Origin of the sequence: Picosynechococcus sp. PCC 7003 (assembly GCF_001693255.1) — a bacterium.
Taxonomy (GTDB): Bacteria; Cyanobacteriota; Cyanobacteriia; order Cyanobacteriales; family MRBY01; genus MRBY01.
The window spans coordinates 1,887,872-1,913,315 of sequence record NZ_CP016474.1 but is presented as its reverse complement, the minus strand read 5'-3'; the positions used below and the strand labels follow the sequence as shown (position 1 = coordinate 1,913,315).

Annotated in this window: 26 protein-coding genes; 12 read left to right on the top strand and 14 right to left on the bottom strand. The window is 48.6% G+C overall.

Annotated elements, in window-relative coordinates; translation table 11 throughout:
* Positions 1 to 204: 204 nt before the first annotated feature.
* Positions 205 to 372, bottom strand: coding sequence for a 50S ribosomal protein L32 (gene rpmF / locus AWQ21_RS09110; protein ID WP_012307503.1), 168 nt, complete (start codon positions 370 to 372; stop codon positions 205 to 207).
* Positions 373 to 584: 212 nt separating this feature from the next.
* Between rpmF and AWQ21_RS09105 the strand changes: the two genes are divergently transcribed.
* From AWQ21_RS09105 to AWQ21_RS09080, 6 genes are all read left to right on the top strand, one after another.
* The gene (locus tag AWQ21_RS09105) at positions 585 to 1,685 is read left to right on the top strand and encodes a DUF389 domain-containing protein (protein WP_157094726.1); all 1,101 of its coding nucleotides are present in this window, start codon (positions 585 to 587) and stop codon (positions 1,683 to 1,685) included.
* Between the two features lie 344 nt (positions 1,686 to 2,029).
* The gene (gene pstB / locus AWQ21_RS09100; protein WP_065714265.1) at positions 2,030 to 2,833 is read left to right on the top strand and encodes a phosphate ABC transporter ATP-binding protein PstB; all 804 of its coding nucleotides are present in this window, start codon (positions 2,030 to 2,032) and stop codon (positions 2,831 to 2,833) included.
* Positions 2,834 to 3,409: 576 nt separating this feature from the next.
* Complete coding sequence (locus AWQ21_RS09095; protein ID WP_083997999.1) at positions 3,410 to 3,886, top strand: FHA domain-containing protein; 477 nt, start codon at positions 3,410 to 3,412, stop codon at positions 3,884 to 3,886.
* A 56-nt stretch (positions 3,887 to 3,942) separates the two neighbouring features.
* Positions 3,943 to 4,737, top strand: coding sequence for a TIGR03943 family putative permease subunit (locus AWQ21_RS09090; protein WP_065714263.1), 795 nt, complete (start codon positions 3,943 to 3,945; stop codon positions 4,735 to 4,737).
* A 32-nt stretch (positions 4,738 to 4,769) separates the two neighbouring features.
* Positions 4,770 to 6,332 carry a phospholipase D-like domain-containing protein gene (locus AWQ21_RS09085; RefSeq protein WP_065714262.1) on the top strand — a complete coding sequence of 521 codons (1,563 nt, stop codon included), beginning with the start codon at positions 4,770 to 4,772 and terminating at the stop codon, positions 6,330 to 6,332.
* Positions 6,333 to 6,388: 56 nt separating this feature from the next.
* Positions 6,389 to 7,201 carry a tetratricopeptide repeat protein gene (locus tag AWQ21_RS09080; protein WP_065714261.1) on the top strand — a complete coding sequence of 271 codons (813 nt, stop codon included), beginning with the start codon at positions 6,389 to 6,391 and terminating at the stop codon, positions 7,199 to 7,201.
* An 11-nt stretch (positions 7,202 to 7,212) separates the two neighbouring features.
* Here the strand turns inward: AWQ21_RS09080 and recQ are convergent, their stop codons facing one another.
* The 5 genes from recQ to AWQ21_RS09055 all read right to left on the bottom strand — a co-directional run bounded on the left by recQ (position 7,213) and on the right by AWQ21_RS09055 (position 13,768).
* Positions 7,213 to 9,351, bottom strand: coding sequence for a DNA helicase RecQ (gene recQ, locus AWQ21_RS09075; RefSeq protein ID WP_065714260.1), 2,139 nt, complete (start codon positions 9,349 to 9,351; stop codon positions 7,213 to 7,215).
* A gap of 22 nt (positions 9,352 to 9,373) precedes the next feature.
* On the bottom strand, positions 9,374 to 10,009 hold the full coding sequence (locus AWQ21_RS09070; protein WP_065714259.1) for an exopolysaccharide biosynthesis protein: 636 nt from the start codon (positions 10,007 to 10,009) through the stop codon (positions 9,374 to 9,376).
* A gap of 119 nt (positions 10,010 to 10,128) precedes the next feature.
* On the bottom strand, positions 10,129 to 12,102 hold the full coding sequence (htpG, locus tag AWQ21_RS09065) for a molecular chaperone HtpG (RefSeq protein WP_065714258.1): 1,974 nt from the start codon (positions 12,100 to 12,102) through the stop codon (positions 10,129 to 10,131).
* A 120-nt stretch (positions 12,103 to 12,222) separates the two neighbouring features.
* Positions 12,223 to 12,816 carry an HAD-IIIA family hydrolase gene (locus AWQ21_RS09060; protein WP_065714257.1) on the bottom strand — a complete coding sequence of 198 codons (594 nt, stop codon included), beginning with the start codon at positions 12,814 to 12,816 and terminating at the stop codon, positions 12,223 to 12,225.
* Complete coding sequence (locus AWQ21_RS09055; protein ID WP_065714256.1) at positions 12,809 to 13,768, bottom strand: glycosyltransferase family 9 protein; 960 nt, start codon at positions 13,766 to 13,768, stop codon at positions 12,809 to 12,811. The genes AWQ21_RS09060 and AWQ21_RS09055 overlap by 8 nt, the downstream gene beginning before the upstream one ends.
* Before the next feature lie 82 nt (positions 13,769 to 13,850).
* Here AWQ21_RS09055 and ispD point away from each other — a divergent pair, with 82 nt between their 5' ends.
* A complete protein-coding gene (gene ispD, locus AWQ21_RS09050) occupies positions 13,851 to 14,546 on the top strand; it encodes a 2-C-methyl-D-erythritol 4-phosphate cytidylyltransferase (RefSeq protein WP_065715286.1) in 696 nt (231 codons plus the stop codon).
* On the opposite strand, the gene AWQ21_RS09045 is transcribed toward ispD, so the two are convergent.
* From AWQ21_RS09045 to AWQ21_RS09035, 3 genes are all read right to left on the bottom strand, one after another.
* Positions 14,543 to 16,201 (bottom strand): adenylate/guanylate cyclase domain-containing protein, encoded by a 1,659-nt coding sequence (locus AWQ21_RS09045; RefSeq protein WP_065714255.1) that lies wholly within the window; start codon positions 16,199 to 16,201, stop codon positions 14,543 to 14,545. The two genes, ispD and AWQ21_RS09045, sit on opposite strands and share 4 nt — an antisense overlap.
* Before the next feature lie 218 nt (positions 16,202 to 16,419).
* The gene (locus AWQ21_RS09040; protein ID WP_065714254.1) at positions 16,420 to 16,968 is read right to left on the bottom strand and encodes an AMIN domain-containing protein; all 549 of its coding nucleotides are present in this window, start codon (positions 16,966 to 16,968) and stop codon (positions 16,420 to 16,422) included.
* Positions 16,953 to 17,264, bottom strand: coding sequence for a DUF3067 family protein (locus AWQ21_RS09035; protein ID WP_065714253.1), 312 nt, complete (start codon positions 17,262 to 17,264; stop codon positions 16,953 to 16,955). Before AWQ21_RS09035 ends, AWQ21_RS09040 begins: the two co-directional genes overlap by 16 nt.
* Before the next feature lie 227 nt (positions 17,265 to 17,491).
* On the opposite strand from AWQ21_RS09035, the gene petC reads away from it, so the two are divergent.
* From petC to AWQ21_RS09020, 3 genes are all read left to right on the top strand, one after another.
* The gene (petC, locus tag AWQ21_RS09030) at positions 17,492 to 18,034 is read left to right on the top strand and encodes a cytochrome b6-f complex iron-sulfur subunit (protein ID WP_012307519.1); all 543 of its coding nucleotides are present in this window, start codon (positions 17,492 to 17,494) and stop codon (positions 18,032 to 18,034) included.
* A 51-nt stretch (positions 18,035 to 18,085) separates the two neighbouring features.
* The gene (gene petA / locus AWQ21_RS09025; protein WP_065714252.1) at positions 18,086 to 19,075 is read left to right on the top strand and encodes a cytochrome f; all 990 of its coding nucleotides are present in this window, start codon (positions 18,086 to 18,088) and stop codon (positions 19,073 to 19,075) included.
* A gap of 175 nt (positions 19,076 to 19,250) precedes the next feature.
* The gene (locus AWQ21_RS09020; RefSeq protein WP_198159630.1) at positions 19,251 to 20,750 is read left to right on the top strand and encodes a glycosyltransferase family 39 protein; all 1,500 of its coding nucleotides are present in this window, start codon (positions 19,251 to 19,253) and stop codon (positions 20,748 to 20,750) included.
* 3 nt (positions 20,751 to 20,753) lie between these two features.
* On the opposite strand, the gene AWQ21_RS09015 is transcribed toward AWQ21_RS09020, so the two are convergent.
* The 5 genes from AWQ21_RS09015 to miaB all read right to left on the bottom strand — a co-directional run bounded on the left by AWQ21_RS09015 (position 20,754) and on the right by miaB (position 23,826).
* On the bottom strand, positions 20,754 to 21,323 hold the full coding sequence (locus AWQ21_RS09015; RefSeq protein ID WP_065714250.1) for an HD domain-containing protein: 570 nt from the start codon (positions 21,321 to 21,323) through the stop codon (positions 20,754 to 20,756).
* Positions 21,324 to 21,387: 64 nt separating this feature from the next.
* Positions 21,388 to 21,645 (bottom strand): hypothetical protein, encoded by a 258-nt coding sequence (locus AWQ21_RS09010; RefSeq protein ID WP_065714249.1) that lies wholly within the window; start codon positions 21,643 to 21,645, stop codon positions 21,388 to 21,390.
* Positions 21,642 to 22,124: an MEKHLA domain-containing protein gene (locus AWQ21_RS09005; RefSeq protein ID WP_065714248.1), complete on the bottom strand. Its 483-nt coding sequence runs from the start codon at positions 22,122 to 22,124 to the stop codon at positions 21,642 to 21,644. The genes AWQ21_RS09010 and AWQ21_RS09005 overlap by 4 nt, the downstream gene beginning before the upstream one ends.
* Before the next feature lie 20 nt (positions 22,125 to 22,144).
* Entirely contained in the window at positions 22,145 to 22,390 is a 246-nt protein-coding gene (locus tag AWQ21_RS09000) for a hypothetical protein (protein ID WP_065714247.1), read from the bottom strand.
* Positions 22,391 to 22,470: 80 nt separating this feature from the next.
* Positions 22,471 to 23,826, bottom strand: a complete 1,356-nt coding sequence (gene miaB / locus AWQ21_RS08995; protein WP_071932279.1) for a tRNA (N6-isopentenyl adenosine(37)-C2)-methylthiotransferase MiaB — start codon at positions 23,824 to 23,826, stop codon at positions 22,471 to 22,473.
* 280 nt (positions 23,827 to 24,106) lie between these two features.
* Here miaB and pipX point away from each other — a divergent pair, with 280 nt between their 5' ends.
* Positions 24,107 to 24,376, top strand: a complete 270-nt coding sequence (pipX, locus tag AWQ21_RS08990; RefSeq protein ID WP_065714245.1) for a transcriptional coactivator PipX — start codon at positions 24,107 to 24,109, stop codon at positions 24,374 to 24,376.
* A 43-nt stretch (positions 24,377 to 24,419) separates the two neighbouring features.
* The gene (locus AWQ21_RS08985; protein WP_065714244.1) at positions 24,420 to 25,088 is read left to right on the top strand and encodes a YggS family pyridoxal phosphate-dependent enzyme; all 669 of its coding nucleotides are present in this window, start codon (positions 24,420 to 24,422) and stop codon (positions 25,086 to 25,088) included.
* Positions 25,089 to 25,444: the final 356 nt, after the last annotated feature.

Genomic DNA, 25,444 nt, shown 5'->3' with positions numbered 1-25,444 from the left:
CTAAATTTTGACTGTTACATAGTCTACCTTTATTTCTCTAGGGATTGGCAGGGGAAATTAGCGGCCATGCTGCGGTAACGATTTTGGGTAGGGGGAGATATTCGTCACAAAAAAAGGCGGAAAATTTTCCACCTTACTGCATCAGAACTATATTTATTTTTAATAAGAGATTGAGGGGGCACTGGGGCCAGAAAAATACTGAATTTACTCTTCGTCGTCTTCGGGGGAAGGATAAACAAAGCTAGAACGACCAGTGAGTACAGATTTGCCAAGGGAAAGGGCCTTTTGGGCTTCGATGGTTGCCTTACGCTTCCAGTGGGCGCGGCGTTGGTCACGCTTTGCCTTTGAGGTTTTCTTCTTTGGAACTGCCATGGGATTAACTACAGATTTTTACAGAATTACCATTATAAAATCTTCTTTCCCAAAAAGTAAGCCCTCCGTCAAAATCTCTTGAGTCAAGGGGCTGAGCCTAGGCAAGGTTTAGCACCGGTAAAGAAATCCATGCAAATCCGACCAGGGAGGAATCAAGCTTTTACAATCGGAATCGCATTGGTGCGTCTATTTGTCTAGGAGTCTTAACAGCGATGGTTTGGTATCGACGACGACTATACCGTAACCCCCAAGCCTACGGGGTGATGATGGAGTGGTGGTTGGGTTGGGTCGATTTTGTGCAGTGGTTTATTCCGCGCCCGGTGACGGGAAAAAAGACGCGGCGTTTATATCGGCAGCTTTTAGTCGAGGCGAGTTGGCGTCTTAATTTTGTGATGTTAACTGTTAGCTCCTGCATTATTGCCACCTTTGGGCTGATTAGTAATAGTACCGCTGTGATTATTGGGGCGATGCTGGTAGCCCCCCTGATGTTGCCGTTGCGGGGGTTGGCCTTCGCGGCCCTAGAGGGGGAGTTGAAATTATTTTGGCGATCGCTGTATTCGATTACGGGAGCAACAGCCCTTTCTCTTGCGTTGTCATGGATGATCGGCGTCATTATTGGCATCCCTGATTTTGGCTCAGAACTGACGGCCCGCACCCAACCCAACTTAATCGACCTTGGTATTGCGGTGGCCGCTGGCGGAATTAGTGGCTTTGTGAAGGTGCGTCGGGGGATTAGTGATGCCCTCGCCGGGACGGCGATCGCCGTGGCCCTGATGCCTCCTCTCTGTGTAGTAGGCTTATCATTTTCCCAAGGCTATTTCAATTACTCCCGTGGCGCTTTTTTGCTCTATCTAACAAACCTCCTCGGCATTACCCTCGCCTGTATGGTGGTCTACATCCTGGCTGGTTATGCGGAGATCAACCACGCCCTTGGCTGGACAATGGCCTTAACCCTCGTCTTGCTGGTACCCCTGGGGGCAAGATTTATTCAACTGGTACAACAGCTCCGCCTGCAGCAAACCATCACCAGTCAGCTCACCACCAAAACCGTTACTGTCGGTCAAGACGTCGAAAATGTTCGGGTGCGGGTTGACTGGACATCTTCCCCACCGATCATCTACGTCAACCTCCAGGCGAAAAAAGAAATTACCCCTAGACAAGCTCTCCTCGTTGAAGAATTCTTACGCAAGCGTAACAGTCAAATTTTTAAAATTATTTTTCAAGTTAGTCCGATCCAAGAAGTCAAAGCCGATGACATTGATCCTAACGATTTAGATTTACCCCAATTAGACATCGCCCCACCGCGCCAATAGAAACCTAGGGCACAAACGAAAAATTCCTTGATAAATCAAGCTTTCAGCCTTAGCTAACCTCAACATCGACCCGTGAATTGTGACCTTATTTAGCTGAAGCTAAAAGGTTTACCTGTTCTTAAAGTCAAGATGTCGCAGGACTGATAATATACTGAGGCCGAAGGTTTTGTATGCTGATGTTCTAAGCAAAACTGATGAAGCTGATGGGTAAGGAAATCCTTTCCATGGCTCATCTCTTCTCTGGTTACACAAGCCCCAGCATTAGCCCTATCAAGTCGTTCGGCAAGTATTGATTGACCATTTTCCCGACTCCCTGCATCCGGCCTAGATAAGCTGTTTTTCCAATGATTGATCTCGACAATGCAAACGCGACAGACTACGTTCTGCAGACAGAAAATGTCAGTGTCTATTACGGTAGCTTTCTGGCGATCAAAGGCGTTTACCTCAACATTCCCAAAAATCAAGTAACAGCATTTATTGGCCCTTCTGGTTGCGGTAAAAGTACCCTGTTGCGTTGCTACAACCGTCTCAATGATCTCATTCCCACTTTTCGCATAGAGGGCGATATTGCTTACCACGGCAGTAGTCTCTATGGATCCGGTGTAGATCCAGTGGAAGTACGTCGCCGCATCGGCATGGTTTTCCAAAAGCCAAACCCCTTCCCCAAATCGATTTATGACAATATCGCCTATGGGGCGCGGATCAATGGTTACAAGGGAGACATGGACGAACTGGTAGAACGTTCACTACGCCAGGCCGCTCTCTGGGATGAGGTTAAAGATAAGCTGCGTCAAAGTGGTCTCGCCCTATCTGGGGGGCAACAGCAACGTCTTTGTATTGCCCGGACGATCGCCATTCAACCAGAGGTTGTGTTGATGGATGAACCTTGTTCTGCTTTGGATCCGATTTCAACCCTCAAAATTGAAGAATTGATCCACCAGCTCAAAGAGCAGTACACAATTGTCATTGTGACTCATAATATGCAGCAGGCTTCGCGGGTCGCTGATATGACGGCGTTTTTCAACGTGAAAACAAATGATGACGGCACCCGCCAGGGCTATCTGGGCGAATGCGATCGCACGGAAGTTATTTTCCAAAACCCCCGGGAACAGGCCACCCAAGAGTATGTCAGTGGCCGTTTCGGTTAATTTGAGGGGATGACTTTAGGGTCTGTTTTTCTCGTAACGCCACACTAAATTTTTGTCTCAGCCTTAGCCCATATCTGCTGTTGCAGGTAATGGGTTTTTTATTTGTGATTGAATTTGTTACGGGTTGGCCCCAAAAAGGTAGTGCTTCGATAGGATCAGACAGTCCCATGGGATTGAGATGACTTGGGCTTTTTGACCGATATCGCGCTCGAATATTGAGCTGATATGTGTGAACCACTCCTCCCTGCTAAAGCGAGGAAGGAGCTTTCTACCCAAAGAACTGCTTTCTACTCCGAAGAATAGTGAGTCTTACATTCTGGCGATAGGCGGAAAACCCTCGTTCCGAAGGCCAAAATTCTTTTCTTGCAACACTGCCCGTTTAGCTTGGTTTTCGCTTAGGGAGAAGTGGTCAAGGCAAACTTATAGTAGCATGAGCCTAACTCGCTTTCATCCCCTCCCTGCTCGTCACAGTAAACCGTGTGCGAGGAAGGGGAATGCCCGCTCGTATCAGTTAAAATGTGAAGATTTAGGATTATTTTTGTTTAGTTATAATTTTTCTGCACCGATTTGGAATCCATGGCCGTTGCTCCTACCGTCACAATGAATCAACCTCAACATGTTTTCCTCGTTCAAGATGATACTGGACAACGGGAGTATATTTTGACGGATGCCCGCTATTCAATTGGGCGTCGTAGCAGTTGCGCGATTCATCTCCAATCGCAGTTTGTGTCTCGGCTCCATGCGACCTTGGTGCGGCACCTAACGGATGATCATGTTTACTATCGCATTGTGGATGGGGATGGTCTCCAGAGGGCCAGTGCGAACGGCATTTTGGTCAATGGGAACAAAGTGAATGCGGTGATACTCCAAGATGGGGATGTCGTCACATTTGGCCCCCAAATTTTGGGTCGTTATGAAAGGCGATCGCCGCGTCCTCCGAAGCACACCCAGCCGGGGGAAGAAGATCCCTTTGACATTACGCTCATTGATCCGGCGATGTTAGCGGAGGATCTAGAATTGACGGTGGATGAAGAGGCCACACGATTATTTTAGGGTGGCCTTAACGGAAACGAGTGATAGTTGTTTGAGGTGTTTTTTCCAGGAACGCAATGGTTAATTTTTCTGCTCCGAAAGCGGCTGGTTTGGCCCCTTGGTTTGATATTACGGCCCTGTTGTTGTGGGGGGCTTTGCTGCTCAAGTACGCGATTACAGGCCAGTTGGCGCTGTTGATCCATCCGAATTACTTTGGTCTATGTGTGGCGGCGGGGATTATTCTCCTCCTGCTTGGGTTGGGAAAATTGCTGCAACAGGTGCGTCCCCAGGTTAGTGGCGGCGAATCCGTGCAGCACATTACGCTTTTGCCCCAGAATGTGGGGAGTGGTTTGTTGATTTTGGTGGCGATCGCCGGATTTTTGATTCCTCCCACCATTTTGTCGAGCCAAACAGCGATTCAACGGGGTTTAACGGAAGAATTGCCCCTCACCCGGAGTCAACCGGAAAGTTTTCGGGTCGGCACGTCCCCAGAGGAGCGGACGTTATTAGATTGGATTCGGACGTTGAATGTTTATCCAGAACCTGATGCTTATACAGGGGATCCGGTGAAAGTAAACGGATTTGTGACCCATCTGCCCCAGTTGCCGGACAATTACATGATGGTGTCGCGGTTTGTGCTGACCTGTTGTGCGGTGGATGCCTATCCAGTAGGATTGCCCGTGAAACTCGAAGGCGATCGCCAAGCCTTTACGCCGGACTCTTGGGTAGAAGTCACCGGGGAAATGATCACCGAGGATCTCCAACTCACCACAGAAGACGAGAGTGATAATGGTTTGCCCCAGCGCCAGTTAGTGATCCAGGCCAGCGCCGTCGAACCGATCCCCACCCCCAGAAATCCTTACGATTATTAGGTATAAGGGTGTTGTCGCGCTCTTAAATTTCGATGGTTAATCCCCGTGCTCGTCGCCCATTTTTTGCCCTCTGGGGTCTATTGGTCGTTGGTCTGCTGGGTTGTCAGGGGGAAAGGGGGCGATCGCCCCAGGACGAATCCATTCAGGTGTATTTCAACCAGCGTCAAGGTCGGCGCGTGGTTTATACCGAGCCCTACCGCCAACTGAAACGCCCAGGGGATAACCTCGAAGAAATTTTGATCGAGGGCATTAACAGCGCCCAAAGCACCATCGATGTTGCGATCCAGGAGTTGAATTTGCCCCTGGTAGCCGAAGCCCTCGCTGCCCAAGCCGCTGCGGGGATCAACATTCGCGTGATCGTCGAAAATAATTACCACCAACCCTGGGCCGAGCCTGATTCAGCAGAAATTTTAGAACTCGATGAACGGGATCAGGGAAAATATCAAGAATTTGTCGCCCTCGCCGATGAAAACCAAGATGGCTTTTTAGATGCGGCAGAAACTGCGAAATATGATGCGATCGCCATTTTAGAAAGGGCAGAGATCCCGATTTTGGACGATACCGCCGACGGTTCCAAGGGAAGCGGCCTAATGCACCACAAATTTATGGTGGTCGATGGGGAAACGGTGATCACCGGCTCGGCAAACTGGACATTGAGCGGCATCCACGGGGATTTCGCCAACCCGGAAACCAGGGGCAATGTAAACCACCTAATGCGGATCCAAGATGCGGCGATCGCCCAGGTTTTTACAGCAGAATTTGAGGAGATGTGGACTGGGCGCAAGTTTGGGGTTCAGAAACTGCAAGGGCCGCCCCAAACCTTTACGGTGGGCAATAGTCGCGTCACGGTTCAGTTTTCCCCTTTCTCCAGTTCCCAGGCCTGGGAAAATACGAGCAATGGTCTCATTGGCAGCACCCTCGCCCAGGCCCAAGAATCGATTAGTCTAGCCCTATTTGTTTTTTCTGAGCAAAAAATTGCCAATATTTTAGAAAAAGAAGCTCAAGAAGGCACCGTTATCCAGGCTTTGATCGATCCGAGTTTTGCCTTTCGGGAATACAGCGATGGGCTGGATCTGTTGGGGGTTAATCTCAAGGAAAAATGTGACCCCTTTAATCGGCCCTGGGCTAGCCCCATCCAAACCGTCGGTACGCCGAAATTACCCCAGGGGGATAAATTTCACCACAAATTCGCCGTCATCGATGGCAAAACGGTGATTACGGGTTCCCATAACTGGTCAGCCTCTGCCAATAATCAGAACGACGAGACCCTCTTAATTATCCAGAACGAGGCGATCGCCCAACAATTTCAAGCCGAATTCGATCAGTTTTATACTACGGCTTATCTGGGAATTCCGCCCTTCATCGCCAGCAAACAAAAACCAATGCCCGCTGACTGTACTGTGGCCGCCACCGATGGCCCCGTAAACCTCAATACCGCCAGTGCCGCCGAACTCGAAACCCTCTCTGGCATTGGCCCTAGTCTCGCCCAAAGGATTATTGAGGGCCGCCCTTATTCTGGTTTGACGGATCTACAACGGGTATCGGGCATTGGCGAAAAAAAGGCCGCCGACCTCGCCGGAAAAGTCACCTGGTAGAGACGCGTTATAGTACCCATAGCCTTTTTCATCCAAGTCATCAAGCTGTTTATTCTATGCGCCCCATTTTTAGTCTTCTGTGTAGTCTGCTGCTGTGGGTGAGCCTCTGTTGGCCCAGTGTTGCCCTCACCAATGCCCAAATCTCTGAAGGCGATCTCGCAGAGATCCGCTCCGCGGTGCGCCTCACTCAAACCGCGATCCAGGCGGCGAAAAAAGGCGATTTGTTTACCGCCGAAAAAATTTGGTCTGATTTAATTGAAGCATTTCCCCAAAATCCTGCCCTCTGGAGCAATCGGGGCAATACTAGGGCGAGTTTAAATCAGTTTGATGCGGCCCTAGAAGATCTCAATGAAGCGATCCGCCTTGCCCCCGACCAAGTCGAACCCTACTTTAATCGCGGTGCGATCCTCGAACAGCAACAGCGGTTTACCGAAGCGATCGCCGATTATGACAAAGCCATTGAACTCGATCCCCAAGAGGCGATCGCCTACCACAATCGCGGCAATGCCTACGGCAGTTTGGACAATTGGGAACAGGCTAGGCAGGACTACCAAAAGGCAACGGAACTTGATCCCCGCTTTGCCTGGGCCGCCGAAAGCTATGCCCTCGCCCTGTATCAAGTTGGCGAAGAGAACCAAGCGATCAAGCGAATGAAAGCCCTGGTACGTAAATACCCCATGTTTGCCGATGCGCGGGTGGCCCTGACAGCGATGCTCTGGGGGAACCACCAATTTGGCGAGGCCGAAAGTAACTGGGTGGCAGCAGCGGGTTTAGATGAGCGTTACCGGGATTTAGAGTGGCTAGAAAATATTCGGCGCTTTCCGCCGAAAGTTTTCCAAGATCTAAATAATTTCCTCAATCTCCAATAAATCCTCAAATTCTAGGCTGATTGTGCGGTTTTTAGCAGTTTAGCCCGCACCAGTTTAATCGCATCGTAGCTGTATTTTTCCTGGAGGTGCTCCCGCAATTGCGTTAAGGACTCTGGCCCCACGGTGGCGATCGCCTTTTCGATTTCCACCTGGGCTTCTGGTTTAACGAGACGGTCTAGATCGGTAATCTCACCACTCTGTAATAACGTTGCCAGATGTTCGTTGATCGTCCCCGCCGTTAGATTGCGCTGCTTAGCAATTTCTGTAACCGAGAGGCCCTGTTGATAAAGCTGGAGGGTGAGTAACTGAGTGCTATGAATCTGGGGTTTCGGTGGCCCTTGGCTGGCACAAAATTCCTGAATCGCCGCGAGGAAAGGCTCCCCGTAACGCTGATATTTCGCACTTGTTACCCCGGAAATTAGACAAAAATCCGCTTGGGTGCGGGGTCGCCGCTTGGCCATTTGCCGGAGGGTTGCGTCGGAAAAAACCATGTAGGGGGCGACCCAATTTGCATCGGCCAATTGTTTCCGCAGTTGTCGTAGTTGCCCGAAGAGAATTTCCGCATCGAGACGACTTTCAGAAATCCCCAAAAGTTCTGGGGCCGTTTGCCGCCGTTCTACCGCGATTTTCACTTCCCGCTGTTTGCGTAAAACTTCCCAACTGTGGCCGTTGAGCTTCAGTACCCGATAGCCATCACTCGTTTCCGCTACTAAGCCCTGATGCAAAAGCGATCGCCCCAGATTTTTCCATTCTTCCTTGGTGTGGTCGAGGCCAATGCCATAGGTGGATAGTTGATGGTGTCCGTTCTGAATAATTTTTTCTTTTTTTGAACCCCGCAACACATCGATAATGTAGGTCATGCCATAGCGTTCTCGACAGCGGGCAACACAGGATAAAAACTTCTGGGCCTCAATGGTCCAATCTTCGACCGGACGCGGATTCTGGCAATTGTCACAGCCGCCACAGTCCCCCGGAAATTGCTCCCCGAAATAGCTCAGTTGAATCGTCCGCCGACAATCGATCCCTTCGGCATAGTCAATCATTTTCTGGAGTTGTTGGTAGGCGATCCGTTTTTCTTGTTCGTCTTCCTTGAGCTCAATAAAATACTCTGCCTTTTTAATATCTCCCGCCCGATAAAACAGAGTACAGTGGGCGGCTTCCCCATCCCGGCCTGCGCGCCCCGACTCCTGGTAATAGCGTTCTAAATTAGTCGGCAAATCATAATGCACCACAAAGCGCACATCGGGTTTATTAATGCCCATGCCAAAGGCAACGGTGGCGACCATCACAGGCACATCATCCCGGATAAATTGCGCTTGGTAGTCAGCCCGTAAACGATCAGCTAGTCCCGCATGGTAGGGCAATGCTTTAACGCCATCTTGTTTGAGGCGATCGGCCAACTCGTCTACTTTTTTGCGACTCGAACAGTAGATAATGCCTGGTTGCCCGCGCCGTTGTCGAACATAGCGCAGCAGTTGCGTATAACTCTTCCGGTCTTTGGGGAGAACTTCATAGTAAAGGTTGGGACGATTAAAGCTGGTGCAGTGAAAGCTGGGGTTTTGTAACGCGAGCTGGTCAATAATATCTTCACGGACACGTTGAGTAGCAGTGGCGGTAAAGGCATAGCAGGGAGTCTGGGGATAACGCCTCCGGATGCGACTGAGTTGGCGGTATTCGGGACGAAAATCATGGCCCCATTCTGAAACACAGTGGGCCTCATCCACCACAAAGCCAGCGAGGCCAATGGTCTGATCCACATCCGTCAGTAGTTGCTGAAAGCCTTCGTTAAATAGCCGTTCTGGGGCAACGTAGAGAAGTTTAATGTTGCCGTTAAAAATTGCCTGGATCCGCGATCGCGCTTGGTCGAGGTTGAGGGTACTGTTTAGAAATGTCGCCCCGATGCCGTTATCCGTCAGGGCATCCACTTGATCCTGCATCAGGGCAATTAAAGGAGAAATCACCACCGTTAATCCCGGTTTCAGCAGAGCAGGCAGTTGAAAACAAAGGGATTTTCCGGCCCCCGTTGGCATCAGAGCCAGGACATCACGGTTTTGCAGGGCGGCGGTAATGACAGCTTTTTGGCCATGGCGGAAATTGTCATATCCGAAGAAGTGTTTGAGGGCGGCTTCTAGGGATGGGAACTGGGACATGGCAGCAACAAAACGAAAACGACTAGCCTCCTAATCGTACCGTGACCCAGTCTTTGAGCAGATCCAATAAGCTAAGGCCACCGTTGAAGAAGACATAAATCACGGACACCATCAGCACGGCGATGACAAGGGAGAAAATGACCCCAGCACCACTGATCAAGCCGTCGTCCTCTTGGAGGCCAAAGGCGGTGAGGAAGATTGCCATGGCTGGGAGGGTATTGGTGCCGGGAATGGGGATCATCATCGAGGTGGCCATCAGGGCAATGGTGCAGCCCATGACGGTGCGGCCCAGGCGACTCTGACAAACGCTAGGGAACCGGGGGTGGGCGATCGCCTCGATTTTCTTTAACCAAGGGAGACCTTTTTTCAGGATGCCCTGGGCCATGGTCGTTTTGACGGTTTTTCGTTGCCACGCAACCGGGAGCCAGAGTTTTTTCCGACCAAAAATCAACTGGAGGGCGATCGCCAAAATCAAAATACCAAAGGGCGTCGAATAGCCCGGGGCCGGAATTGGCAGGGCCGACGGAAAGGCTAGCAGCAGCAAAATGACCCCAAAGACTTTTTCCTCTGCGAGGGCGATCGCCTGGGCTAAACTCACGGTTTCACCACGGTCTTCTTCAAAAAAATAACGGTGCAATTCTTGGGAGAGGCGAGCCATAGCCAAATGTTACGCAGAGGGACAGCTACTGAGCATAGCGCAATGCTCGTCCGTTAATTGTGTTTACCAAAAAAAATCTCCCCACCGAGGGGAGATCAAAAGGCAGATTCAATGAAGCTTTACTTCTGGGTTAAACGGGTCAACACTTGGTTAGAACGTTCCACAAACGCTTTCATGCCCTCCGCATCAAAGGCTTTTTGGGCCATCAATGCCAGATCATAGACGTGCTGACACATCATATCGATGGTTTCCTGGTTAGAAGACTTACCATCTGCTTGAATAATCGAACCCTGGCTGAGTTGGTAGATATTTTCGATCAAGGGGTGCGACAAATTAATCATCAACACATGATCTTCTGGGAATTGCATCGCCGTCTGCTGCATCATCGCTGTCATCTCTTGCAGACGTCGCATCGCCTCTGGTAAGAGCACCATTGCCGGGGGAGTTGCTGCTGTTTCTGCGGATTTAATCGATTGGGTTTTAATGTTGACCTTCGGTTTACCGATCGCCTTTTCAAACAACTCTTTGATTACATCGCCACGGGTTTTGTTGGTATTTGGGTCAACAATTTCACTGGCTTTATCGTCTTCTACGAGGCTTTGATCCAACTCCGAATCCACCCGTGAAAACTTCACATCGCTGTATTCCTGTTCCAGGAACGGAATGAAGTAGTTGGTATCAATAAAAGAGTCCATGTAAAGGACTTCCAAACCCTGGTTTTTATACAGTTCAATGTAAGTGCCCTGGGTGCTGGGGTCGGTGCAATAGAAAACGCGATTTTCGTGTTTCTCTTTATTGCGTTCTAAATAATCTTTTAGGGTTGTGTAGGGGGCCGTAGACGTTGCCTGGGTGTCTTCGGATTTGACATCTTCCCACACATCGCCATCATTACCCTGCACCTCTACTTTGGGCGTTGTTGCCGCTGTTTCGGGTTGGTGGGTTGTGCGGTAAATAAGGATGTCTTCGACTTGTTTTTTAAACTTCTCGTCGCGAATACTGCCGTATTTAACAAAGGTGCCGACATCTTCCCAACTTTTAACATAGTCACTATAGCTTTCGTTGTAGAGGGACTTGAGGCGATCGCCAACTTTTTTGGCAATGTAATCGGAGATGCGGCGCACTGTCCGGTGATTGGTTAAGGCGCTGCGGGAAACGTTGAGGGGAATGTCGGTGCTATCGACCACGCCGCGTAGGGGCATCAAAAATTCAGGAATGACTTCTTCACAATGGTCACTGACGAAAACTTGATTACAGAACAGTTTAATTTGTCCTTTAGTAACGTCAATATCCGGGCGTAGTTTCGGGAAATAGAGAATGCCGTTAAGCAGGAAAGGATAGTCTGTATTCAAGTGAACCCACAGCAACGGATCTTCTTGGAAGGGATAGAGATAGCGATAAAATTCGAGGTAATCTTCGTCGGTTAAATTCTGGGGAGATTCCTTCCAAATGGCCCGCTGTTTGTTGATTTGTTCTCCTTCAAAGCGAATGGAAACGGGCATGAAATCAGAATAGGTTTTGACCAATTGGCGAATCCGTTGGGATTCTAAATATTCTGTTTCCTCATCCATCATCGTGAGGGTAATGGTCGTGCCGATGCTTGTTTTGTCACTGGCAGACAACTCAAATTCGGGGGAACCATCACAACTCCAATGGACTGCTTCAGCGCCATCTTTGCAGGAAAGGGTATTGATTTCGACTTGGGTTGCCACCATAAAGGCAGAATAAAACCCCAAACCAAAATGCCCGATTAAATCGTTCGCATCCTTGCCGTATTTTTGAATAAATTCTTCGGCACTCGAAAAGGCAACTTGGTTAATATATTTTTTGATTTCTTCGGCGGTCATCCCAATGCCGTTATCGGTGATGGAGAGTTGTTTTTTCTCTTTGTTAACATCAATGATGATCTCTCCATCGGGGACATCAACGCTACTTTCACCGGCCATTTTTGCCATTTTGCGCTTGGTGATCGCATCAGCAGCATTGGAGATGAGTTCCCGTAAAAAGATCTCGTGGTCGGTATAGAGAGATTTTTTGATTATCGGGAAAATATTCTCGGTATGGATTGTAATATTGCCTTTTTCGCGGACTGCCATAGGTCGTATGCTTCCAACTTGATCTAAGGATTCGTCCTCTATTTTGCCGGAAGATGGGTTGCTGCGAATTAGGCGATCGCCCCCATCCCTAGATGCGGATTCCCGTATTTTCTTAATTGTCTATGGCTTTTCTTGGAGTTGCTTTAAGAGCCAGCTCACCCCATCTTGAAGATCCTTGGCCACATAATCTGGCTTGGTGTGGTGCTGATATTTGCCGCTGGGGACTTGTTTTCCGTAGCCTGTTTGCACCAAAATCCCCCGGAGGCCAGCGTTGTGGGCGAGGTCAATATCCGTCGCCTTGTCCCCCACCATAAAACTACGGCGCAAATCTAAATCATGTTCCCAGGCCGCCGCCACCAACATCCCCGTATTCGGCTTGCGCCAAGTGCCCCATCGGGTAAAGTCCGGGTGAGTGCCTCCAGCTGACTGGCTTAAATAGGGGCAATAGTACAGCGCATCTAGGTGGGCACCCGCTTTCTGGTTTAGGAGGGTGCACAATCTGGTGTGGAGAGCCTCCACGTGGTCAATGCCATAGTAGTCCCGGGCTGGCCCCGATTGATTGGAAACCAAACAGCAAAAAATTCCTTGATCATTGAGCGATCGAACAGCCGTCGCCACCCCTGGAATCAGATTCAGGTCTTCGAGGGTGTGAATATAGCCTGCTTCGATGTTAAGGACACCATCACGATCAAGGAAAACTGCTGGTTTAGCCACGCCAAATTTGAGCCAATACGTCTTGGGGTTTAATATCTGCCATTTGTCCAGTGGGAGACTGGATGCCAATCAATTTATCATTCTTTGGCGGCAAGAGCTTTTCGGCATTAGTCGAACCAAAGAGGGCAATGGTGTAAGTACCGACTGCGGCGGCCAGGTGCATCGGCGCACTATCTGTACAAACCATCAAGTTGGCCCCGGCAATCATTGCGGCCGCCTTGCCAATATCCTCAGGCCGTGTCACCTTCAGGGCTGGATAAAGGGCGATCAGTTCCGTGACCCAAGGGGCATCATCGGGGCCTTGGAGCAGAACAATGGGAAGGTTGGGCTGTTTGTTTTGGATATCTTCAATGATCGGTTGCCAATTTTCCACGGGATAGAGTTTTTTAAGGCCCTTGGCTTGGGATAGTTGACTCGCGCCACCGTGGATCAGGAGATAACCCTCGGCTAAGCCCAGGCGTTTTTGTTCCCCTTCGGCCCATTGAATATCCGCATTGGGTACGGTGATGCTGGGGGACGGACAGTCTGTGTCAATGCCTAACCCTTTCAGGAGATCGTGGTAGAGGGCCGCTGCGTATTGGTTTTCGTTGAGGGGGGCTGGATTAGAGATAAACCAAGATGTTGGGGTTTTGTAGCCCACGCGGGTGGGAATTCCATTCAGCCAAAGCAGGAAGCCCACGGCCCAATTTTTGCCGAGGGAGAGGGCAATTTCATATTCGCGATCGCGGATGGTGCCGAGAATATTGAGATAATCAGCCGGGCCATTGCGATCTTTGAAGTCGAAGGTTAGCACTTCATGAACCTGGGGACAGACGCGATAGGCTGCCTTGGCACGGGGTTCGACCAGAACGTCAATCATGGCTTCGGGATAACGTTCCTTGAGATCAGCGAGAGTCGGGAAAAAGAGGATTTGGTCGCCAACTCCTCCGGGAACTAGGGCTAGTATGCGCATCTTGGGGGTATAAACTTACGTATCCAGCATCATTTTAGAAGAGAATAGGCGGAAACGTTTAGTAACTTAGGGAAAAGCCATGGTGCACTTGTTATTGCCTGCGGCGGGCGTCGGCAAACGGATGGGCGGCGATCGCAATAAACTGCTGATGACGCTACGGGACAAACCGCTCTTTAGTTGGACGATTCAAGCGGCGGCGGCGGCGGATTCGGTGGCCTGGATCGGCATCATGGGACAACCGTTAGACTTTCCGGACTTTGAGGCAATTTTGGCAGATTTAAAGCTTTCTAAGCCTGTCCAGCTCATTCGAGGTGGCAAAACCCGCCAAGAATCGGTGTATAACGGCCTCCAGGCGCTGCCCCCAGAGGCAACCCAGGTGCTGATCCACGATGGGGCGAGGTGTTTGGCCACCCCGGAGTTATTTAATCGCTGTGCAGCGGCCCTAGAAACTTGTGAGGGTTTGATTGCGGCGATCCCCGTAAAAGACACCATTAAGGTAGTGGACGGCCAAGGTTGGGTCAAAGAGACGCCGGAACGGTCTCATCTCTGGGCGGCCCAGACGCCCCAAGGATTTACGGTGCAGCGTCTCAAAGATTGCCACGAAAAAGGAAAAACCCTGGGTTGGGAAGTGACAGATGATGCGGCTTTGTTTGAGCGTTGTGGGCTCCCCGTCAAGATTGTGCCAGGGGAAGAAACCAATCTCAAAATTACGACGCCGGGGGACTTGGCGATCGCCGAATTTATTTTGCAGTGTCGTGATGGCGCACCAGAACTCTAGGAACTATGGGTTTCGGCACTGTGTAGCGGCGAAAGTTTGGTGTGGCGGTGCCGTTGGCTACGGTATACCGAGATCGGCCGGTCAATGCCTTTAAAGCGTCCCTCGCCCATGGGGAGAAATAAATCTTGGTGGCGATCGCCAATCGCTTGGTATGTCGCATCGGTGATCACACATTCCCCCGGCGGACAAATGGTCTCAAGGCGGGCCGCCAGATTCACCGTTCCCCCCAGAACCGTATAGTCCACCCGCTGGGCACTACCCACGTCCCCCACAAAGGCTTTGCCACTATTTACCGCGACCCGCAGTTGAATCGGTTGGGGCCAGACGTTCTGTAAATTTAATTGATCCAAGCGGTTAAGCATCCCCATGGCAGCGGCGATCGCCCGTTCAGCATGGTCGATCTGGGGTTCTGGTGCCCCAAAAAACGCCATGATGCAGTCGCCAATGAACTTATCGAGGGTCCCTCCCTGGGCAAACACCGAGTGGAGCATCTCCTCAAAAAAAACATTTAGTAAATCCGCAATGGCACTGGGGCTAGACTGCTCAGCAATGGGCGTAAAATCGACGATATCCGCAAATAAAATACTGATTTCCGCTTCCCGAGGCGGGAGCCGCCCATTTTTTAATGCCCCCACCGAAATGAGTTGATGTACCACCGCAGGGGAATGGTAGCGCTCTAATTTTTGGCGAATTTGGGCCTGTTCCTGGAGACGACGGCTCAACAACCACCGCTGCACACTGGCCGCCAACAGGTGACCAATGGTCGAGAAAAAACTTAAATCATCATCGGTGAGCGGTTCTGATTCATCTAACTTCAGGTGGGCATCGCCATACAAAACCCCCACCACTTTTGTCTGATCCCACAGGGGTACCGCCAACACCCCCCGAATGCCCTTCATCAAAATACTATCTTCATCCGCAAAGCGCTGGTCACTCTGGGCATCTACAGATTTGAGGGCAACCCTTTCTTTAAAAACTTTTTGGCAGACCGATCGACTAATCCAAGCACTGGTGCGGATGGCTGGATGATTATCCGGAAGACTCTGGGCCGCAGCGCTGAGGAGTTCTAATTTGCCATTGCCCTGAATATCAATGAGCAGGGCCAGCCTTTCTAACCCTGGCAATTCCTGAAAAATAACATTCCGGGTCAAGCGGAAAATGGCTTCGATGGATTCGGCAGAACTGAGTTGTTTCGCTATGTCCACCAATTCCTTGAGGCGGGCGATCGCCGTTTCTGTGTGGGGCTGATGACCATAGCCTTCTTCCCCCTGTAGCCATTGCTCCTTAAGATCTTCGGCGTTACGTAAAATCGTCCGCCCCTGATCAAAATGCAGATCTGTGGTTTCATCGAGGGTTACATTCTGGAACGTGACCAAAATTGAGGCATGGCCGAGGCGGATCAAATCTCCTTGGCGGATCGTTTGGGGCTCGGTGATCCGGACATGGTTGAGATATGTGCCATTCGTGCTGCCTAAATCCTCTAAAACCCAAGCCTGTTGCCGTCGTTTGATCCGGGCGTGGTAACGGGAAATTTGATTCATCTGTAGTGTGAGACTACATTCTGGCAAACGACCAATGACAAACTCCTCTTGATCGACCACCACGATACGTTCTGGATAGTCCTCAGCTTGGATGCGGAGTTGCAGGTCTGTCATAGGCGTTTCACGGGGAGGAATGCGTGCCGTGGTGCAATAGTGAAAATTTATAAAAAGGCGATATAAAAGGGTGATTTCTCCCAGAAGCGTTCAGAAAGCGGTGGGGAATTTTTCTCGGCTTATATGACAAATCAGCGCCTTAAGCTGATATTCATCCCTGAGTTTAGCCCAAGGAGGCTATTTTTCTGCCTCAAGATAGTGGCGATCGCCAAAAACCGTTAAGGAAGTTCTGGCAATGGGGGCACTTGGATCGGGATTGTCTGGGTGGGTGGCAACAGAGCTGGGGGAAAGGTGAAAGGCACAGTTTCAGCCAGATCTGCACTGGCGATCGCCCCTTGGAATTCAAAGTTCCACACCACAGAGCCATCGGCTTGGGGCAAGCGTTGGAAGGTGGGCGACCAAGTGGGAGGAATTTCCCCAGTCCAAGTTAAAACAATGCGAGTGGTGCGCTCATTAAACTGACCAATGCGCAGTTGGCGAATAGTGCCGTTGTAGTCCTGGGTCAAGGTCGCGTCGGGCCAGCGGGTATTCGTGAGGTCAATGATCAGACGGGTTGGATTATTGAGGCGAGAATATTGGGGAATCGTCGTTGGGGCCGTTTGGAGGCGGAGTTGCTGAGCTTGGGGATTAAAGGCCCAGTCCTGGAGGGAAGGGAATTCTGATGCTGGATCGGCGATCGCCTTGGGGCTGTGGCTCAGTCCGACCACCAACACCAGCACTACACAGACACTCTGATTAAAACATTTTTGGATTAACCCAACAGCCATTCTGAGGCCCGTTCTCCCAATTCCAAGCGGATACTAATTGCTTTGCCGACTCTAGGGCGTTCTGTGGTTTCTTCGAGGTAAGTGTAAACTTGTTGACTCACACCCCATTCGCCCAGATAAGTGGCGATCGCCTGGAGATGTTCTTCATATTGCGCCTCCGAGAGAGGAAAAGAAACCTGTTCCAAATATTTCCACATCACCTGGAGATACCATTCCCCCTTAATTTGTCGCAGTTGGATGTCATAGGAACGTCCCCATTTACGCCACAAAAGTTCCCGTAGTTCCACACCATTCATCGCCCAGTCCTCCTGCTGCCCATTGACATTTCTGTGGCCAAAAGCTTAATCTCAGCCGATCTGTAATCATTTATCTACAAAACTTTGTTAACCTTTTTAAAGGCTATCCGGCAACCTACTAAGGCTCAAGCTCAGGTAAAACGCCATCTTTGCTCGCCATTTGGATGATATTCTTCATAGGAAGTATTGTAGAAACGCTTACATAACTATACAAAAAGGCTCTGATTATGACTCAATTATCAGGTTCCTCCGATGTTCCAGATCTAGGTCGTCGCCAATTTTTGAACCTCCTTTGGGTGGGAACGGCGGCAGGAACGGCTCTCGGTGGTTTATATCCCGTTATTAAATATTTTATTCCTCCTTCTAGTGGTGGCGCTGGTGGTGGCGTGATTGCTAAAGATGCCCTCGGTAATGACATTATCGTGAGCGACTATCTCCAAACCCACACCGCAGGCGATCGCTCCTTGGCCCAAGGCCTAAAAGGGGATCCTACCTATGTGGTTGTCGAAGGGGATAACACCATCTCCAGCTATGGGATCAATGCCATCTGTACACACCTTGGCTGTGTCGTCCCTTGGAATACCGCTGAAAATAAATTCATGTGTCCTTGCCACGGTTCTCAGTATGACGAAACTGGGAAAGTGGTTCGCGGCCCAGCACCGTTGTCCTTGGCCCTTGTCCATGCGGAAGTGACTGAAGATGACAAGATCTCCTTCACCGATTGGACAGAAACCGATTTCCGTACTGACGAAGCTCCTTGGTGGGCCTAAAGACCCCCATACGGGTTCATCCATTAGAGAAAACGCTTGTAAAAATTTACGATGAAAACACCTGAACTGATGGCAATCTGGCAACGGCTAAAGACCGCCTGCCTCGTGGCGATCGCCACCTTTGGTTTATTTTTCGCCAGTGACGCCCTTTTCCCCCAAGCCGCTGCTGCCTATCCTTTTTGGGCCCAGCAAACCGCCCCGGAAACCCCCCGTGAAGCAACAGGCCGGATCGTCTGTGCCAACTGTCACCTCGCTGCCAAAGAAGCAGAGGTGGAAATTCCCCAGTCTGTCTTACCCGATCAAGTTTTTGAAGCCGTTGTCAAAGTTCCCTATGACCACAGCCAGCAACAAATTTTAGGGGACGGCTCGAAGGGTGGCCTCAATGTTGGTGCCGTTTTGATGCTTCCTGAAGGCTTCAAAATTGCGCCCGCTGATCGCCTCTCCGATGAACTAAAAGAAAAAACTGAAGGTCTCTACTTCCAGTCCTACGCTCCGGATCAAGAAAACGTTGTGATCATTGGGCCGATTTCCGGTGACCAATATGAAGAAATTGTTTTCCCGGTGCTCTCCCCCGATCCGAAAACCGATAAAAATATCAACTACGGTAAATATGCTGTCCACCTCGGTGCGAACCGTGGCCGTGGTCAGGTATATCCCACTGGTGAACTCAGCAATAACAATCAATTTAAAGCGTCTGCCACAGGCACCATTGCAGATGTTGTTGTGAATGATGCTGGTACTGGTGTCATTACCACTGATGTTATTATCTCCACCGAAGCAGGTGAAGTAACCAACACGATTCCTGCTGGCCCTGAAGTGATTGTTTCTAAAGGTCAAGCAATCACCGTCGGTGATCCTCTCACTAATAACCCCAACGTCGGTGGTTTTGGCCAAAAAGATACGGAAGTAGTGCTCCAAAATCCCGCTCGCATCTATGGCTACATGGCCTTTGTGGCTGGGATTATGCTGACTCAAATCTTCCTGGTGCTGAAGAAGAAACAAGTAGAACGGGTTCAAGCCGCCGGCCAACTCGACTATTAAGGTTCTACTAGAGTTCCAGAATCAATCGGAGACAGGTACTTACAATGCCTGTCTTTTTATTTTGTCCAAAATTTCAATCACAAAATAAATATTGATGCTTAGCTATCGAAAACTGCTCCAGAATCCTTACCTATGGCTCTGTTTATGGACGATACCAATTCTCAGCATTGGATTATTGGCAGACCAAAGCATCATGGCCCATGATGAGGGACTGTATGCCACTCGAGCGAAGTTGATGTTTGATACTGGTGACTGGATTAACCCTTGGCAAGCACCCCATCATAAACCCCCTGGCATCTACTGGATTATCGCCCTAAGTTATTTTCTATTAGGTGTGAATGAAATTGCCCTGAGACTTCCCAATCTCTTTCTTGCTTTAGGATGCGTTCTTCTTGTTTATAAAATCACTGAATCTCTTCTGAATAAACAGGTCGCTTTACTGGCAGGAGGGATTTTATGTTTAGAATTCCTTTGGGTACGATATAGCTACCTTGCCAATCCTGATCATGTGACAATCTTTCTTTTTCTGTTGGTGATCGCTCTTTTAGGTGAATTAAGTTTAGGCCAAAAACCAAACATTCAAAAATCGAGTGCTTTGCTTTTTGGTGTAGGATTATGTCTCTCCTTAATGGTTATCTTCAGAGGATTTTTGGCATTTATGCTAATATTTAGCCTACTTCCTTATCTAGTTCAAAAAAAATACTGGAAGCAGTTTTGGCTTTATTTTGGTTTTATAGTGGGAAGCCTTCCTTTGATACTTTGGTTGTTTTTTAGTAGTCAAAGATTTGGTTATGATTCAATCGCAAGCTTAATCAATTTGTTTTGGTCTCTCTCCCAAGAAGAACGCCGAGGCAATGGGTATTTTTATTATCTATGGACAACGATTGGTCTTTGTTTTCCCTGGATTATTTTTGCAGCTCTTGGCTATTATCAGATGCTTTCTAAGCGACCATGGGCTTATTTTTTGATTTTAGTACCTCCAGCACTTATTTTTATCGCAATCACCATATATTCAACACGTTTATCCCATTACTCTTTATCTCTCTATCCCTTTATTGCGATTTTTGCAGCGGTTTCTATCAACGGCAGCTTAAACCATGTTCAAAAACAGCCACCTCATCAAAAAATATTTGATTACACCATCTTTTTGTTAGGTATTTTGGGAATTCTAATCCTGGGAGTTTGCGCTGGTTTCTATAGTTCACAACTTTTTGGTCTACGATTTATTTCCCCAGATGTGTCAGAAGTTTTCAAGCAGTATTCTCTAATTCTTTTACCTCTGGGCATCGGTTGGTTTTGTACTGCTCTGTTTACTTGGCAAAAAAACTTTAGTCAATATTCACTTACCAGTTTATTGTTGGGTCACTGGATTGCTTTCTGTTTATTAATGGCTTCTGGATTAATTACAGATATTAGTCCGGATTTTAAAGAAGTGGTTCAAGTGGAGAGAGTTCAAAGGGTCGCTCAAACTCAGCAAGTTGCGGCTATTGGTGATGGAAAAACTAAGGTTTTAATTAAATTTTATTTTCTAAACTTCAACGAGAAAATCCAAGATGTTAAACACCTAAAGAAAAGTCAGTATGTTTGGATTGATACTGAAAATTTAACGGAAAAAATATTAAATTACGAAGTGATCGCCAACTTTAAGTCTTGGCAATTAATCCGAATTAAGTAATGTTCAACTGGTTCGTATGATTTTTTCCAATGTATTAATAGTATGGCGTAATTCTTGGGCGAGGGGATGGTCTGGGTCGAAAATTGCCAAAAGTGAGTTGTAATACCAAAGGGTGCCCTCTTTTTTGCCCTTAAAGCGTGTCCAGAGGATTTCACCTATCCGTTGATAATCTCGCAAAATAGATTGGGCATTGTAAAGTTTATCGGCCATAGAAACAAGATGTACTGAGGCTGAAGCGGTTGTAAGGTGCTGAAGATAGGCTTCTTTGCGTTCTCGCCAGGGCTTCTTTTTTTCGCCGTCAAAACTATCGGAACAACCTTCAACGATTTCGGTGACGCGATCGCCAAATTTTTCCCGAATTAAATCTCTGGTTTTGAGTCCGCCCTGATCTTCGATGGCATCATGGAGTAGAGCGGCGATCGCCTCATCCTCGTCTCCACCCGCTTCAAGCACTAAACTGGCAACCCCTAACAAATGGGCAATGTAAGGTGTGCCGGAACCCTTACGAATTTGTGTCCGGTGCAATGTTTCTGCCAGCACCAACGCCTTAGAAAATCGTTCTGAAAGTCTCATATTCTCTGTCCAACTGCGAATCCGTTCATCCTAACGAGACAGCAAAATTCTGCGAAAAAATTCTTTAGCTCAATTCATCGGAACCGGAACCGAACCAATTGCTAATCTTTTTGATCACCCAACTGGCGATCGCCCCCAACATTAAAATCCCAATCGCGGGCGTAAACACAGGTTCCCAAAGGCTATACCAGAGATCCCAGCCCAAATTCATACCGGAGGATTTACCCACGAGGGCGATCGCAAACCAAAAAAAGGCAAATAACACCACAAATACATCCGCCACCAATAACCGATCCAGCCAGAGGATAAATTGTTCTTTCATTGCGTGATTTCATCTAAAAATGTCCATTTAGAAAATACCGCAGCTTGACCCCGATATTCTCCTGATGCATCGAGTAAATCGTAAAGTTTCACATTTTCAATCCGAACGGGTCGTCCACTTTTTGTGACTCGCACAGCCGAAAAATCACGCTTACAACCATAATTACGACTATCTACAAGGGCTGCGTACCGTTCCTGTTGCGCTTGTTCCTCTGCCGCTGCGGATTGTCGTGAGGGCATTTGAGTTAATTCTTCCCAAGTTCTTTCCCATAATTCCAAACCCAAACGAGAACCATAGTTATAGATAGGGTCAGCTTCTGTGCCGTGAGAAAACACGACAAAAGGCGATTCAAATAATATTTTTGCCTGTTCAAGGCGATCGCCATCAACCCTAATCAAGTGCTCTCCAAACCAACGGCGATAATTTGTCAAAATCAACTGAGTTTGCCGAATCGTGCTTTCTAACTGCCAAGGTTCCATAAAAATACTGAAAAAAATCTCTAACTCGCCAACACAAACCGCAAAATAATCCCAATCGTCGTCGCCACAATCAAACTAAACGACAAATTCACCACCCATTGGGTCCCCTGACGATAAGCATCTGCTTTTTCCTGACCAATCTCCACCCGATCAAGTCTCGTCTCAATATGTTCTAAGCGAGTATTTAATTGTTTTAGCTCCCCACTAACTTGGGTTTTAAACTGACGTATTTCCAGGAGAATTTGATTGCTTTCAGAATCAGTCATCGTTTTTTACAAAAAGGAGTCTAATCCCAATTGTCAGGAAAGGATTGGAACTGGTACAAAAGGGATAAATTTCATGGATATTAAGCAGTGACGAGGGCTGCAATGGGTTCACCCGTGAGACTAAAAGGACGCACTTCTGTAATTTTCACCGAGACAGTTTTACCCTTGAGTTCGTTGATATTCCCCGCAAAAAAGGTCAAACGATTGCCACGGGTGCGACCCATCACCTGACTGGGATTTTTGGGATTTTGATCTTCCACTAAAACTTCTTCAATCCGTCCAGCATAGCGTTGGGAACGTTCCGCTGCTTTCTGGGAAACAAGATGATTTAACCGTTGGAGGCGATCGCCTTTCACTTCTTCAGAGAGTTGATTATCCCAAGTGGCTGCGGGGGTGCCGGGTCGGGGTGAATAGGCCGCCGTATTGAGTTGATCAAAACCAATCTCATCGACAAGTTTTAACGTATTTTCAAACTGCTCCTCTGTTTCCCCAGGGAAAGCCACGATCGCATCGGCACTAATCGACGCATCCGGCATATATTCCCGAATCATATTAATAATCCGACGATATTTCTCATGGGTATAGCCCCGTCGCATCGCCTTCAGCACCTCATTATCCCCAGACTGGAAGGGAATATGAAAATGCTCACATACCTTCGGCAGATCCCGGCAAGCCTTGATCAAGCGTTCCGTAAAGTAACGGGGGTGGCTGGTGGCAAAGCGGATCCGCTCAATGCCCGGTACATCATGAACGTAATACAAAAGATCCGTGAGGGTGTATTTATTTCTACCTTCCGGTGTTGTCCCTGGTAGATCCCGGCCATAGGCATCAATATTTTGGCCGAGGAGAGTGACTTCTCTAAATCCTTGTCGCCCCAGCTCTTCCATTTCTGCTCGAATTGCTTCTGGATAGCGCGATTGCTCCGTACCCCGGACTCCAGGAACAACACAATAGGTACAGTGCTCATTGCAGCCATAGATCACATTGACCCAAGCCGTGACCGTGCTATCCCGACGGGGTTTCGTAATGTCTTCAACGATATGAATCGGTTCTGTTGCGACCACCTGGCTGCCCCCCTCGACCTGCTCTAACAAATCCTGGAGACGGTTGGCATGTTGAGGCCCCATGATCAGATCCAGTTCCGGGACACGACGCAGAAGACTTTCCCCTTCCTGTTGGGCAACACAGCCCGCGACGATCAAAGTCAAATCGGGCTTGGTTTGTTTCCGCTTGGCCTGGCGACCGAGGTAAGAATAAACTTTTTGTTCTGCGTTATCCCGGATGGTGCAGGTGTTGTAGAGAACGAGATCTGCAGCATAGGGATCTTCGGTGAAGTGATAGCCCATCTCTTCGAGAATGCCCGCCATACGTTCAGAGTCGGCCTTGTTCATCTGACAACCGAAAGTGGTAATGTGATATTGACGAGGCTTAGTCATGGTCGTTTCAAAAATAATGGGCTAGGCAAATTAGCAGCTTTTTATTCTAGCAATTTAGGTTTCTCTTGTGGGAGATGGGGATCTGAATCCGCCAGAATCTTGACGTGAGCCGTGAAAACTCTAGATCACGCTATCCCAGAGGGAACCTTGCCTATATACTATGTCTAATATTTTTAATATGTATTTTTGATTACAGCAAAGATAACCCCTAATTTTTTGTGGTTGTGAACCGAAAAAGAGAGGGCGCTTTGTGGCTATTGGTGAACTCACTAAAATTTGAATGAACACGGAATCTTATTTTAATCACCCGACATTTGGCATGCTCTTTCGGATTTGTGAACTGGAAGACAAGCAGGAGTTATTTACGACGCTCTATGCCCAGCGGTTATTTTTTATTGTGAACCAAGATGCCAATGGCATGAGTTTTGAGTCGGTCACTCGGATGGATGCGCGGTTAAAGATGGAAAATCGCCTGCGTCAGGTGCGCCGCTCCGGTGCCATGGCTGAGTTTCAAGTGTTGCAGGCACTCTTTAAACGAACGTTTCAATAAGCGAGTTAGTTGAGTCTAAAATTTACGGGTCATTTTTTTAGTAATGTCAGATGCGATCGCCGAAAATATTGCCCGACTACGGGAAGAAATCCCCCCGGAGGTGCGCCTGATCGCTGTAAGTAAAACCCACCCTGCGGCAAAAATTCGCCTGGCCTACGCGGCGGGAATTCGAGATTTTGGCGAAAATCGGTTCCAGGAAGCCCAGCAAAAACAAGCGGAATTAGAAGACTTGCCGGATATCCGGTGGCATTTTATTGGCCATCTGCAAAAAAATAAGGCGAAAAAGGCGATCGCCCATTTCGATTGGATTCATACAGTCGATAGTCTGGCCCTCGCCCAAAAACTGGATCAATATGCCGCCGACTTAGAAAATCCAGCCCGCTGCTGTTTACAAATCAAACCATTGCCTGACCCAAATAAATTTGGCTGGGAAATTCCTCAACTCTTGACTGATTTACCGCACCTCGCCACCTGTCAACACCTCAAGGTTCAGGGTTTAATGACAATTCTGCCCCTAGGACTTTCCCGCGCAGCGACCCAAGCGGCTTTTGGGCAGGTCTTTTCTCTCAAGGAACAGCTGAATCAGATGGCAATCTTGCCGGAACAATTAACAGAATTATCCATGGGAATGTCCGGTGATTATCCCCTGGCGATTGAGGCTGGAGCAACAATGGTTCGCGTCGGCCAGGGGATCTTTGGGGCACGGGAATAAGCACATCTGAGTGCTGACAACGACCTCGATCATCCCAGTGACCCGCCACAATCCCATAAAAAATTTCGAAATTGATCCTCTTGCAACAAATCTATTGATGAAAAATATCTAGAATTTAAAATGTTCGATTCACAAAATCTTATCAATGTCGATTCTCCAAAACTCCACTTTTAGGGCAAAATAAGCCATATGTCCTAAGGCGATCGCTAAGCTTAAGAAATTTAAATTGGCGGAGCCCCAGATAATTCATCCCTTAGAATATGCTCAAAATCACCTAAAGTCTTGGTCAAGTCTCTTCACCCTTCGAGCCTTATATCCTGGACAAACGATTTTGGGAGATGTCGCCCACCATCCAC